The organism is Novosphingobium sp. 11B (assembly GCF_054589055.1).
Window position 1 is genome coordinate 1 of the sequence record NZ_BAAILP010000026.1, and the last position, 11,587, is coordinate 11,587.

Annotated in this window: 12 protein-coding genes and 1 tRNA gene; 11 read left to right on the forward strand and 2 right to left on the reverse strand. The window is 66.2% G+C overall.

Going from position 1 to position 11,587, the window contains the following annotated elements; all coding sequences use genetic code 11:
* Positions 1-72 precede the first annotated feature (72 nt).
* A complete protein-coding gene (locus tag ACYPYD_RS02030; protein WP_271181710.1) occupies positions 73-705 on the reverse strand; it encodes a prolyl hydroxylase family protein in 633 nt (210 codons plus the stop codon).
* Between the two features lie 178 nt (positions 706-883).
* On the opposite strand from ACYPYD_RS02030, the gene ACYPYD_RS02035 reads away from it, so the two are divergent.
* The 10 genes from ACYPYD_RS02035 (at position 884) to ACYPYD_RS02080 (ending at position 9,351) form a co-directional block, all read left to right on the forward strand.
* A tRNA-His gene (locus ACYPYD_RS02035) sits at positions 884-960 on the forward strand.
* A 134-nt stretch (positions 961-1,094) separates the two neighbouring features.
* Positions 1,095-1,829, forward strand: coding sequence for a heme ABC transporter permease CcmC (gene ccmC, locus ACYPYD_RS02040; protein ID WP_008830265.1), 735 nt, complete (start codon positions 1,095-1,097; stop codon positions 1,827-1,829).
* Positions 1,829-1,969: a hypothetical protein gene (locus tag ACYPYD_RS02045; RefSeq protein ID WP_008830266.1), complete on the forward strand. Its 141-nt coding sequence runs from the start codon at positions 1,829-1,831 to the stop codon at positions 1,967-1,969. The genes ccmC and ACYPYD_RS02045 overlap by 1 nt, the downstream gene beginning before the upstream one ends.
* Positions 1,969-2,439, forward strand: coding sequence for a cytochrome c maturation protein CcmE (ccmE, locus tag ACYPYD_RS02050; protein ID WP_459661876.1), 471 nt, complete (start codon positions 1,969-1,971; stop codon positions 2,437-2,439). Before ACYPYD_RS02045 ends, ccmE begins: the two co-directional genes overlap by 1 nt.
* Positions 2,440-2,452: 13 nt before the next feature.
* The gene (locus tag ACYPYD_RS02055) at positions 2,453-4,420 is read left to right on the forward strand and encodes a heme lyase CcmF/NrfE family subunit (RefSeq protein WP_459661877.1); all 1,968 of its coding nucleotides are present in this window, start codon (positions 2,453-2,455) and stop codon (positions 4,418-4,420) included.
* Entirely contained in the window at positions 4,417-4,968 is a 552-nt protein-coding gene (locus ACYPYD_RS02060; RefSeq protein ID WP_069707485.1) for a DsbE family thiol:disulfide interchange protein, read from the forward strand. The genes ACYPYD_RS02055 and ACYPYD_RS02060 overlap by 4 nt, the downstream gene beginning before the upstream one ends.
* Positions 4,965-5,378, forward strand: a complete 414-nt coding sequence (locus ACYPYD_RS02065) for a cytochrome c-type biogenesis protein (protein ID WP_008830270.1) — start codon at positions 4,965-4,967, stop codon at positions 5,376-5,378. The genes ACYPYD_RS02060 and ACYPYD_RS02065 overlap by 4 nt, the downstream gene beginning before the upstream one ends.
* Positions 5,375-6,055: a tetratricopeptide repeat protein gene (locus ACYPYD_RS02070; RefSeq protein WP_459661878.1), complete on the forward strand. Its 681-nt coding sequence runs from the start codon at positions 5,375-5,377 to the stop codon at positions 6,053-6,055. Before ACYPYD_RS02065 ends, ACYPYD_RS02070 begins: the two co-directional genes overlap by 4 nt.
* Positions 6,056-6,179: 124 nt before the next feature.
* Positions 6,180-8,132, forward strand: coding sequence for a potassium transporter Kup (locus tag ACYPYD_RS02075; protein ID WP_036522556.1), 1,953 nt, complete (start codon positions 6,180-6,182; stop codon positions 8,130-8,132).
* Between the two features lie 103 nt (positions 8,133-8,235).
* Entirely contained in the window at positions 8,236-9,351 is a 1,116-nt protein-coding gene (locus ACYPYD_RS02080) for a TonB family protein (RefSeq protein ID WP_459661879.1), read from the forward strand.
* A gap of 117 nt (positions 9,352-9,468) precedes the next feature.
* Here the strand turns inward: ACYPYD_RS02080 and ACYPYD_RS02085 are convergent, their stop codons facing one another.
* Positions 9,469-10,134, reverse strand: a complete 666-nt coding sequence (locus ACYPYD_RS02085; protein WP_459661880.1) for an extensin family protein — start codon at positions 10,132-10,134, stop codon at positions 9,469-9,471.
* A gap of 199 nt (positions 10,135-10,333) precedes the next feature.
* Here ACYPYD_RS02085 and ACYPYD_RS02090 point away from each other — a divergent pair, with 199 nt between their 5' ends.
* A complete protein-coding gene (locus tag ACYPYD_RS02090; RefSeq protein ID WP_459661881.1) occupies positions 10,334-11,479 on the forward strand; it encodes a phosphoserine transaminase in 1,146 nt (381 codons plus the stop codon).
* Positions 11,480-11,587: the final 108 nt, after the last annotated feature.

The window sequence follows — 11,587 nt, forward strand, 5'->3', positions numbered from 1 at the left end:
AAGCTCAGCCTGAGCGGAATAGAGAGAACCTCTCAAATCCGCTCAGGCTGAGCTTGTCGAAGCCCCATCGGTTCACCCCCAGGGGCGCTCGCGATACCATTGCGTGATGACGTACTTGCGGCCCTTGCGCACCTTCATCGCGTGATGAAGCGTCGCCGCGTTACAGCTGCCGTCAGCGCGGCGGTTGTTCCAGCCGATGAGCTTGCCGGTCTCGGGCTGGATCATCTTGTCGATGACCTTGAAGCGAGTCGCGCCTCCGGCCTCGACGTCGTTCAGGTAGATCATGAAGGTCCAGGTCCGCTGGCCGGGAACCTTGCAGTATTTCTCGAAATCGGCGCTGTCGGGCTCGAAATAATCGGTGTGCGCCTTGAACTCCTGCCCGACTTCATAGCGCTGTCCCTGCAGCGGTTCCGCATGGGCAAGGTCGATGCCGGAAAGTCGGGACAGCGCCTGCGCCAGTTCGTCGACCACCGGATAGTCGCGTGACAGGTCGCAGGTCGAACTGGTCCGGAACGCATCGTCTCCGTTGTAGTCGGCGATCGTCGAGGGGCGGTTGTTGGTCTCGATCAGATCGACCAACTGCGCGCAGCGCTCGGCGTCGAGGAACTCGCGCAGGATGAACAGGTCGAGCCGGGACGATGGGAAGCGCTGAACGCCGGGGTGGGATAGCAGTCTTGCAGCCGATGATTCGCCGGGTTCGTCCATGCGCCGACCTTAGCCACGGGCAGGGCGCAGGAAAATCGCGTGCAAGGTACTGTGCAGGTAAATTTCGCCTCTCCGCATTTTTGCTTTGCAAGAATCCGCGCGCTGTGCAAAAGGCGCGCTCCGCACCGGATGCAGCAGCGTCCGATGCCGGACGCGGCGCCTCTCGAGTGCGCCTGTGGCGATCGTAGCTCAGTTGGTTAGAGCGCCGGTTTGTGGTACCGGAGGTCGTGGGTTCGAACCCCATCGATCGCCCCATTTTCTCCCTTTTACCACAGTGTGATGCTCATAGCGGCATCATGATACCAATGCCCGATTGGCGCATGAAAAGCGCTGTGCTTTGATCTGAGTCACTTGCTCCTTTCAACACGCACTATAGAAGCGCGCCTGTCATGCACGGCTTTGCCAACCCCGCCCGTTTTCTGCGCATCGCCCGCTGGCTGATGCCCCTGTGCATGGGCACGGGACTGGTCGTCGCCTTCGCGGCGCTGGGCTGGGGGCTGTTCGTCGCCCCTGCCGAGCGCCTGCAGGGAGAGACGGTGCGCATCGTCTATCTTCACGTGCCCGCCGCCTGGCTGGGCATGGCCGGGTGGATGGGCATCGCGGGCGCGAGCTTCACCGAACTCGTCTGGCGTCATCCGCTCGCGGCCATCGCGGCGAAAGCCTGCGCGGTGCCGGGCGCGGTTTTTACTGCCGTCTGCCTGCTTACAGGTTCGCTGTGGGGGCGTCCTGCGTGGGGGACATGGTGGGTCTGGGACGGACGGCTGACCTCGATGCTTGTGCTTCTCTTCCTCTACTTCGGGTGGATGGCGCTGTCGCAGGCGAGCGAGGCTGCGGACGGCGGCCAGAATCGTGCGCCCGCCATCTTCGGGCTCGTCGGCGCGGTGAACGTGCCGATCATTCATTACTCGGTGATCTGGTGGAACAGCCAGCACCAGCCGCCGAGCATCACCGTGGGCAAGTCCGCGATGTCGGGTGATTTTCTGGTGCCGCTGCTTGCCGCGATGCTCGGTTTCACGCTGATCTTCGCAGGCGTCGTGCTGGCGCGGATGCGTGCGATCCTGGCCGAGCAGCAGGCCGAGGCGCGGCTGCGCAGGAAAGCGCGCGCGGAAGTGGAGGCGTTCTGATGCGTGAGGCGATGGACCCATGGACCTTTGTGGTCGCGGCCTATGTGGTCGGCGTCGGCGCGACGCTGGCGATGGTCGCATGGGCGCTGCTTTCGATGCGCCGCGCAGAAAAGCGCCGTGATTCGGCGAGGAACCGCTGATGGCGACGGTCGCCAAGAGCCCGATCAAGGCCAAGCACCAGCGCCTCGTGCTGCTGATCGTCGCGCTAGTCGTGCTCATCGGGGCGGCGTTGCTCGCCGCATGGGCGCTGCGCAATCAGGCGAGCTACTTCTACGTGCCGAGCGAGATCGTCGCCAGGCCGCCCGAGCCCGGCCGCGCCGTGCGCCTTGGCGGCATGGTCGAGAAGGGCTCGCTCAAGACGGCGGCGGACGGAGTGACGATCAATTTCGCCGTGCAGGACGGCAAGGCGCGCGTGCCGGTGACCTTCAAGGGCATCGTGCCCTCGCTGTTCGTCGAGGGATCCGGCGTCGTCGCCGAGGGCAAGATGGGGATGGACGGCACATTCGTCGCCGACAACCTCCTCGCCAAGCATGACGAGAACTACGTGCCCCGCGAGATGCAGGACATGTCCAGGGAACAGGCCCAGAAGGTCATGCAAGAAACCAAATGATCGCTGAACCCAAATGATCGCTGAATTAGGTCTTGCCGCCCTCTGGCTGGCGGCGGCGCTGGCGGCGCTGCAACTCGTTTCCGGTGCGCTGGGGCTGACAGAGCGCGGCGCCGTGCTCGGCGGTGCGGTGCGCCCCGTGGCGGTCGTGCAGGGCGGACTGGCGCTGCTGGCCTTCGCCTGTCTCATCTACGTCTTTTCGGTCACCGATCTGTCGGTGAAGCTGGTCGCGCTCAATTCGCATTCGATGAAGCCGCTGGTGTTCAAGATCGCCGGCGCCTGGGGCAACCACGAGGGCTCGATGCTCCTGTGGGTGACGGTGATGGGGCTGGGCGGCGCCTTCGTGGCGCTCGTCGAAAAGCGCTTGCCGGAACGCACCATGCTGGCGACGCTGGCCGGGCAGGCTTTCGTGAGCCTTGGCTTCTATGCCTTCCTGCTGCTTGCCTCCAACCCGTTCGAGCGGCTTTCGCCGGTGCCGATGGAGGGTAACGGGCTCAACCCGCTGCTGCAGGACCTTGGCCTCGCGTTCCATCCGCCGACGCTCTACCTGGGCTATGTGGGGCTCTCGATCGCGTTCAGTTTCGCTATCGGTGCTCTGGTGACCCGCGAGGTCGGCCCGGCGTTCGCCAAGGCAATGCGCCCGTGGGTGCTGGGCGCGTGGATATTCCTCACCGTGGGCATCACCGCCGGTTCGTACTGGGCCTATTACGAACTGGGCTGGGGCGGCTGGTGGTTCTGGGACCCGGTCGAGAACGCCTCGCTGATGCCCTGGCTGGCGGCGACGGCACTGCTCCATTCGTGCGGCGTGCTGGCGGCGCGCAATGCACTGCGCGCCTGGACGATCATGCTGGGCGTGGTTGCGTTCTCGATGTCGATGATCGGCACGTTCCTGGTGCGCTCGGGCATCCTGACGAGCGTGCATGCCTTTGCCGTCGATCCGCAGCGCGGCACGTTCATCCTCGCGCTGCTGGCAATCTACATCGGCGGCGCGCTGGTGCTGTTCGGCCTGCGCGCCGCGACCGTGACCGAGGGCGAGCGCTTCGCCTTCGTCAGCCGCGAGGGCGCACTGGTAGTGAATAACGTGATGCTCTCGGCGATCCTGGGCATCGTGCTGTTCGGCACGCTCTACCCGCTGTTCGCAGAGGCGATGGGAGCCAAGGTCTCGGTCGGGCCGCCATACTTCAATCCGATGAGCGCGCTGTTCGCGGTGCCTATGCTGGTCGTGCTCATGGTCGGGCCGCTGCTGCGCTGGCGGCGGGACAAGTTCGGGCGCGTCGGCCGCGGGCTGGTGATCCCCGCGATGCTGGTCGTCGCGGGCGGGATCGGCGTGCTGGTTCTGGGCGGTGTCGCGCTGCTGCCCTGGATCGGTCTTGCGCTCTCGGTCGGGCTCGGCTGGGCCAGCCTGCTGCCGCTCAAGGGCCGCAACCTGCGCCGCACACCGCTGCCGATCTGGGGCATGGTCGTCGCGCACTTCGGCATTGCCGTCGCTCTGTTTGGCATGAGCAGCGAGAGCGCCTTCTCGGTCGAGAAACTGGTCGCGGTGCGCATGGGCGAGGTCACGCAAGTCGGCCCATGGGGCGTCAAGCTCGACACCGTCGAGCCTGTCGCCGGTCCGAACTGGACGGCGATGGAGGCGCGCCTGCTGGTGCGCTACGGTATCGACGGTAAGGTGACACGCATGCTCCCGCAGTCGCGCAGCTTCTGGGCGCCGCCGCAGCAGACTAGCGAATCGGCGCTGCTGACGCGCTGGAATGGCCAGCTTTACGCCGTGCTCGGCGGCGAGGCGCCCAAGGTCGATGGCGAGAAGCAATCGCGCTGGCAACTGCGCTTGTGGTGGAAGCCTTTCGCGCCGCTGATCTGGATCGGCGGTCTGCTGATCGCGCTGGGCGGCCTGCTGGCGCTGCTGGGCCGGGTGGCGGCCGACGTGCGGCGGATCGTGGCCAAGGACAAGATCGCCTATCGGCGCGAGAAGCAGGGACGATGAGCGATTTACCCGCAAAAGCGCCTCGTTGGGCGATCTGGCTGCCGCTGGCGCTGTTCCTCGGCTTCGTGGCGCTGGTGATCGTCGGGCTCTATCGCCCGGCGGACCGCAATGTCGCCTCCGCGCTCGTCGGTAAGTCGATGCCGCAGTTCGATCTGCCTGCCGCCTTGCCGGGACGGCCCGGCCTTGACAGCAAGGTGCTTGCCAACGGCAAGCCGCACCTCGTCAACGTGTTCGCCAGCTGGTGCATTCCCTGCCGCGTCGAGGCGCCGCAACTCGGAGCGCTGGCCAAGGCCGGGGTGCCGATCGAAGGCATCTCGGTGCGCGACACGACCGAGAACCTGCAGGGCTTCCTTCAAACGAACGGCGACCCGTTCCAGCGCATCGGCGCGGACGATGACGGGAAAGTGCAACTGGCGCTCGGCTCGTCCGGCGTTCCGGAGACTTACGTGGTCGATGGCAAGGGCACGATTGTCTACCAGCACATCGGCGAAATCCGGCCCGAGCACCTCGGGCTGCTGCTTGAGAAGCTGAAGGAGGCGGGCCAGTGAAGCGCCTGATCGCTCTCGTTGCGCTGGCTCTCGCGGCTCCCGTGTTCGCACAGGAGGAGCAGTCCACTGCGCCTTACGCCTATCGTCAGCTCGATGATCCGGCGCAGGAAACCAAGGCGCAGGATCTCATGGAAACCCTGCGCTGCCTTCAGTGCCAGGGCCAGTCGATTGCGGATTCGGACGCGCCGATCGCGGGTTCGATGCGCTCGCTGGTGCGCGAGCGGATCAAGGCGGGCGAGACTCCCGAACAGATCCGCGCCTGGCTGATCGAGCGCTACGGCGACTACGTCAGCTATGCACCTCAGCTCACCGGCCTGACCTGGCCGCTGTTCGCGGTGCCGGGCGTGCTGCTCCTCATCGCCTTCCTGCTGCTACGGCGCCGCTTTTCCGCAAAAGGAGCAGGGCAGTGACCTGGGTTTTCGTGATCGGCCTAGCCGCCCTCGTGCTGGCGGTGTTGCTTTTCGTATTCAAAGTGCCGCGCGGATGCCGCGAGGCGGTGGCTTCGGCGCTGCTGCTCGGCATCGCGGGATACGTGACGCAGGGCTCGCCGAGCTTGGCAGGAGCGCCGAAGGATTCGGCCGAGTCCGTGTCCGCCGACCCCGCCGCGCTTGTCGAAGGCCGCGCCAAGGTCACCAATAGCGGCATCCCGACCAACAACCGCTGGGTGGTGATCGCCGATGGCCTCGCTCGCAACGGTCAGTATGCCGATGCCGCCGAAGTCCTTCGCGGGGCGATCGAGGATGACCCCAAGAACGCCGACGCCTGGCTGGCGCTGGCCAATTCGCTGGTCGCCCACGCAGACAACATGCTGACGCCGCCCGCGCTCTACGCCTACCAGCGTGCGATCGACGCGGAGCCGGATGCGCCGGGCGCACGATTCTTCCTCGGCCTCGCCTATGCGCGCGAGGGGAAACTCGCCGAGGCGCGTGCCTTGTGGGTCGATGTTGTGAAGACCGCACCCGAGGATGCGCCGTGGCGTCTGCCGCTCGCCCAGCAACTGATGCGCCTCGACGCCGCGATCGCGGCGCAAAGCGGGCAGGCTCCGGCCGAATCGGCGCCCGTTCAGCCCGGCCCGGCCAATCCCTGAACGGAACATTGCCGCCGGGCGCGGGGATTGTAAGTATCGTTGCTTGGCCCCATTCATGCTGCTAACGGCGCAAGCCTGCCGCAGCCGCTCTAGCGTGTCTGCGAGTCCATTACAGGACGCATGAATGAGTGATTCTCCAGCAGACACACCTTACGTTCCTTCGACGGCGGGTGAGTCTCACAGTTCGGGCGGCCATCACGGCCAGGGCTCGGGCAATATCACCAAGCTCGCGCTTGGCGCGGTCGGCGTCGTCTTCGGCGACATCGGCACCAGCCCCCTCTATGCCTTTCGCGAAACCTTCGTCGGCCCGCATCCGCTGGCGATCGACGAACTGCACGTCCTCGGCGTCGTCAGCCTGATCTTCTGGTCGATGACGCTGGTGGTGTCGGTGCAGTATGTTGGCGTGCTGATGCGTGCGGACAACAAGGGGCAGGGCGGCAGCCTCGCGCTCGTCGCGCTGATTTCCGGCGCGATCCGCAAGTCCGGCTACGGGCCGCTGGTGGTGCTGCTGGGCGTCTTCGCGACCTCGCTGTTCTACGGCGACTCGATGATTACCCCGGCGGTTTCGGTGCTCTCGGCGGTCGAGGGCCTCACCGTCGTCCAGTCGGACCTCGCGCCCTTCGTGCTGCCGATCGCGCTGGTGCTGCTGATCGCGCTGTTCGTCATCCAGAAGAGCGGCACCGCCAAGATCGGCGCGCTGTTCGCGCCGGTCATGGTGACCTACTTCACCGTGCTCGCGGTGCTGGGCATCTACCATCTGGTTCAGATGCCCGAGGTGCTGGTGGCGCTGAACCCGTGGTACGCGATCCAGTTCTTCCTGACCGACAAGATCCTCGGCTTCCTGGCGCTCGGCTCGGTGGTGCTGGCGGTGACGGGGGCGGAAGCGCTCTATGCGGACATGGGGCACTTCGGGCGCGGCCCGCTGCGCCTTTCGTGGTTCGCTTTCGTGATGCCCTGCCTGCTCATCAACTACTTCGGGCAGGCGGCGATGATCCTGGGTCTCGACGACGCGCAGGCGGCCGTTGCAATGGAGAATCCGTTCTTCAACCTCGCGCCCGAATCGCTGCGCCTGCCGCTGGTGATCCTCGCGACCTGCGCCACCTTCATCGCCAGCCAGGCGGTGATCTCGGGCGCGTTCTCGATCACCCATCAGGCGATGCAGCTGGGCTTCATCCCGCGGCTCTCGACCCGCCACACCAGCGAGCACGAGGCGGGGCAGATCTACATCCCCTTCGTCAACTGGGCGCTGATGACCGGCGTGATCGTGCTGGTCCTGGTGTTCCAGAACTCGTCGAACCTCGCCTCGGCCTACGGCATCGCGGTGACCGGCGCGATGCTGATCGACACCTGCCTGATGGCGGTGATGCTGTTGGTCGTGTGGAAGTGGCACAAGGCGCTGGCGATCCCGGTGATCGTCACCTTCTTCGTGGTCGATGGCGCCTACTTCGCCGCCAACGCCACCAAGATCCCCGACGGCGGCTGGTTTCCGCTGATGATCGGCGGCATCGCCTTCACCCTGCTGACGACGTGGAACAAGGGCCGCCGCCTGATGCGCGACCGCATGACCGAGGCCGCGCTGCCGCTCAACGTCTTCGCCAAGAGCGCCCACGGCAGCGCCGCGCGGGTGCCGGGCACGGCGATCTTCATGGCCTCCAGCAACATGGGCGTGCCTTCGGCGCTGCTCCACAACATCAAGCACAACAAGGTGCTGCACGAGCGCGTCGTGGTGCTGACGGTGGAAGTGCAGGACGGCCCCTATGTGGAGCCGGAGGACCGCTTTACCGTCGTCGATCTGGGGCAGGGCTTCTACCGGTTGACGCTGCGCTACGGCTTCATGGAGGAGACCGACATTCCGGCCGCGCTGGCGCATGCGCCGATGTGCGGTGGCCCGTTCGAGATGATGAAGACCAGCTTCTTCCTCTCGCGCCAGACGCTGGTGCCCTCGGAAAAGCCCGGCATGGCGATCTGGCGCGAAAAGCTGTTCGCGTGGATGATGCGCAACGCGGCGAGCGCGATGGAGTTCTTCCGCCTGCCGACGAACCGCGTGGTGGAACTGGGCAGCCAGCTGGAAATTTGATGCATCGACTTCGGCGCAGAACCGGATCGATTGTGGCGCCGATCTGTCCTTGTCCTGTCTTGGCAACGTGTTAGCCTGAAATCTCCGGACATGGAGATCGGGCATGGTGGCGGTTGCTCTGGCAGTTCTGATGGCGGTGGCGGCGCCTCCTGCGGTCCCTCCGCCGCCGGTCGTCGCCGATGAATTCCGCCGTTCGAGCGAACGCGGCCTTGCCGCCTGGACTCCCGGGGAGGTGCGCTGTGATGGCGGCGCTCTCGTCTCCGGCGCGCCGCTGCGCCGTCCGCTGAACACCATCGGCTGGCGCGGGCCGAACGCGCAGCAGTCGGTGACGCTGCGTTTCGACATCGACGCCAGTGGCCGACCGGTCTCGATCACGCGCGGGGATGCCCGTTTCGTGCCCAACGACGACATCGCGCCCGCGCTCGCCGCCAGCCGGTTCCCGGCCAGGGCGCACAGCGCCTGCTCGGTGACGTATGCGGTCGCGGTCGCGCCTTTCGCCACCGCCGCCGTGCCCGATCTGGTGTCCTACACGGTGACGCCGCTGAACGGGCGGCTGCCGATGCCGGGCTGGGAGCGCATCCGCGAAGGTGGCAACTGCGCCGACGCCCCGCGCCCGCAGCCGCTGGTGCGCGCGCTCCCGGATTTCGCGAAGCTGCCCGGTACCCCCGGCATGAAGGAATGGGCGCTGGTGACGTACGACACCGATGCGGGCGGCAAGCCGATGAACGTGCGGATCGGCACCGGCACCGGCAATAAGGCGCTCGATGCGGCGGCGGTTAAGGCGATGCGCGAATCGCGCTTCACCGGCGGCGCGCGCAAGGGATGCTCCTATCCCTACTGGCGCCAGCCCGAAGTGCTGGCCGCGCCGCCAATGCCGGAAAAGAGCGCCTTTCCGGCGGGCGACAAGTGCCCGGCCGGACAGGACTGGGCGAGCCAGCCGGTGCTGCGATTCCCGCAGGCCTACAACCGCCGCCGGATCGAGGGCTGGGCGGTCGTCAGCTACGACATCGCGCCGTGGGGCGCGGTGGGGAATGCCAAGGTACTGGCCGCGCAGCCTTCCGACGACTTCGGGCGGCAGGCGCTGCAGGTGATCCAGTCGGCCAAAGCGGCGCCCTCGCAGGAAGGGCGCAGCGGCTGCATCGAACGCATCCGTTTCGCGATCCATCCCGAAGCGGGCGACAGCGACGATGCGCCCGATCCGATCATCCTCGGCGGCTGAGCCCGTCTGTTCCTAGGGACCGTCACTTCGTCATTGCGAGCACAGCGACGCAATCCAGAGCGGTTTAGGCTGCCTTGGATTGCTTCGCTGCGCTCGCAATGACGAATGGGCGCGTCGTCAGCGGCAGAAATTCGCGCCGTCCGCCTCCAGATGAAAGTGGTTCTCGTGCGCTGCATTGTAAGCGGGCCCTAGCGTCGTGCCGAAGCGCTTGCAGGCGCTGTCGTGGACCACGCGCAGGAAGCGGCGTTCGGCGGGCGTGCCGCCGTTCCAGCCGGCTAGCACGGTGATGCGCCGTCCGTCGCCAAGGACGAAGCCCGAGACGTCGATGGCATTGGCACTGGCATGACCCGACCGGCGTGAAGTGCCCGCGACGTTGCGGCACGAATAACTGCCGAACGTCTCGATCTTCACCAGTCGGCTGCCGAGGATCTGCTGCGCCGCACGGTCCACGCCGTAGCGTGCCCAGCCCGCAAAGGCTGTCGATGTTGCGCAAGTCACGGGGCCGAGCCCGGAAACGGTCACCGTGGCGTCGTCTGTGTTGAGCGCGGCCAGCTTGACCGTCCCCACCGTGGAGCAGGCGCTGCCGTACCAGCGATCCTCGACCGGGGTGAATACGGCCTGCTGTGCGCTCAGCGTAGAGAGGCACTGCCGCAGTTCAGGGCGCGGCGGCGCGGGTCGGGGGCGACTCGCCGCGTGATTCGGCCGTCGGTTCGAAGGCGCCGGACGGTCGATGCACCCGCTGAGCACGGCGAGCAGGGGGAGGGTGAACAAAATTCTGCGCATGGGTCCAAGCTCTTGGGGGGGAGTGCCTTAACCTGCGCTTATCCGTGCCTTACACGGCGGCAGGGCGCTATATGCATGCGACCGTTTTACACAGTGAACTGGCCTGCAAGACGATTGACATCCCCGTGGGTGCCACTAGGAGCGGCTCCGGGCCACGCGGTCCCAACGCCGCGCGTGCTCTCTGTAAGGAGAGTCAGAAATGACTGATTTGATTGCCGTTCCCGCGCGTAAACCTGATCGTCCGCAGTTCTCTTCCGGACCTTGCGCCAAGCCGCCCGGCTATTCCCCCGAAAAGCTCGCCACCGAATCGCTGGGTCGTTCGCACCGTGCGAAGATCGGCAAGACTCGCCTCGCCTACTGCATCGACCTGATGCGCGAAGTGCTGCAGCTGCCGGATACCCACCGCATCGGCATCGTCCCCGGTTCAGACACCGGCGCCTTCGAGATGGCCATGTGGACCATGCTCGGCCAGCGCGCCGTGACCACGGTTGCCTGGGAAAGCTTCGGCGAAGGCTGGGTGACGGACGCTGCCAAGCAGCTCAAGCTCGATCCCACCGTGATCCGCGCCGACTACGGCCAGCTGCCTGACCTCACCCAGATCGATTTCAGCACCGATGTGCTGTTCACCTGGAACGGCACCACCTCGGGCGTGCGCGTTCCGAACGCAGACTTCATCCCCGACGACCGCGAGGGCCTGACTTTCGCCGACTCGACCTCGGCGGTGTTTGCCTACGACATCGACTGGTCGAAGATCGACGTCGCCACCTTCTCCTGGCAGAAGGTTCTGGGCGGCGAGGGCGGTCACGGCGTCCTCATCCTCGGCCCTCGCGCGGTCGAGCGTCTGGAAACCTACACCCCGGCATGGCCGCTTCCCAAGGTGTTCCGCCTCGTTTCCAAGGGCAAGCTCGCAGAGGGTGTGTTCAAGGGCGAGACGATCAACACCCCCTCGATGCTCGCCGTCGAGGACGCGATCTTCGCGCTGGAATGGTCGAAGTCGCTGGGCGGTCTGGAAGGTCTGAAGGCCCGTTCGGACGCCAACGCCGCTGCCCTTGGCAAGATCGTCGCCGAGCGTGACTGGCTGGACCACCTTGCGGTGGACGAGGCGACCCGTTCGAAGACCTCGGTGTGCCTGACAGTCGAAGGTGCCGACGCCGACTTCATCAAGAAGTTCGCCGCCCTGCTCGAAAAGCAGGACGCCGCCTACGACGTCGCCGGATACCGCGATGCCCCTGCGGGCCTGCGCATCTGGTGCGGTGCCACGGTCGACACCCAGGACGTCGAGGATCTCGGTCCCTGGCTCGACTGGGCCTACGCCACCGTCAAGGCCGAACAGGTCGCGGCGTAAAAATACCGCCGTCATCCCAGCGAAAGCTGGGACCGCTGGCCGCCACGCGCGACAGCTCGTGCAAGGCCGATTGCGGTCCCAGCCTACGCTGGGATGACGGGGATTTTA

What these genes read in the sequence shown, in the direction of transcription:
- ACYPYD_RS02030 (WP_271181710.1), bottom strand. Translation starts at nt 705, where the DNA reads ATGGACGAACCCGGCGAATCATCGGCTGCAAGACTGCTATCCCACCCC.
- ccmC (WP_008830265.1), top strand. Translation starts at nt 1,095, where the DNA reads ATGCACGGCTTTGCCAACCCCGCCCGTTTTCTGCGCATCGCCCGCTGG.
- ACYPYD_RS02045 (WP_008830266.1), top strand. Translation starts at nt 1,829, where the DNA reads ATGCGTGAGGCGATGGACCCATGGACCTTTGTGGTCGCGGCCTATGTG.
- ccmE (WP_459661876.1), top strand. Translation starts at nt 1,969, where the DNA reads ATGGCGACGGTCGCCAAGAGCCCGATCAAGGCCAAGCACCAGCGCCTC.
- ACYPYD_RS02055 (WP_459661877.1), top strand. Translation starts at nt 2,453, where the DNA reads ATGATCGCTGAATTAGGTCTTGCCGCCCTCTGGCTGGCGGCGGCGCTG.
- ACYPYD_RS02060 (WP_069707485.1), top strand. Translation starts at nt 4,417, where the DNA reads ATGAGCGATTTACCCGCAAAAGCGCCTCGTTGGGCGATCTGGCTGCCG.
- ACYPYD_RS02075 (WP_036522556.1), top strand. Translation starts at nt 6,180, where the DNA reads ATGAGTGATTCTCCAGCAGACACACCTTACGTTCCTTCGACGGCGGGT.
- ACYPYD_RS02080 (WP_459661879.1), top strand. Translation starts at nt 8,236, where the DNA reads ATGGTGGCGGTTGCTCTGGCAGTTCTGATGGCGGTGGCGGCGCCTCCT.
- ACYPYD_RS02085 (WP_459661880.1), bottom strand. Translation starts at nt 10,134, where the DNA reads ATGCGCAGAATTTTGTTCACCCTCCCCCTGCTCGCCGTGCTCAGCGGG.
- ACYPYD_RS02090 (WP_459661881.1), top strand. Translation starts at nt 10,334, where the DNA reads ATGACTGATTTGATTGCCGTTCCCGCGCGTAAACCTGATCGTCCGCAG.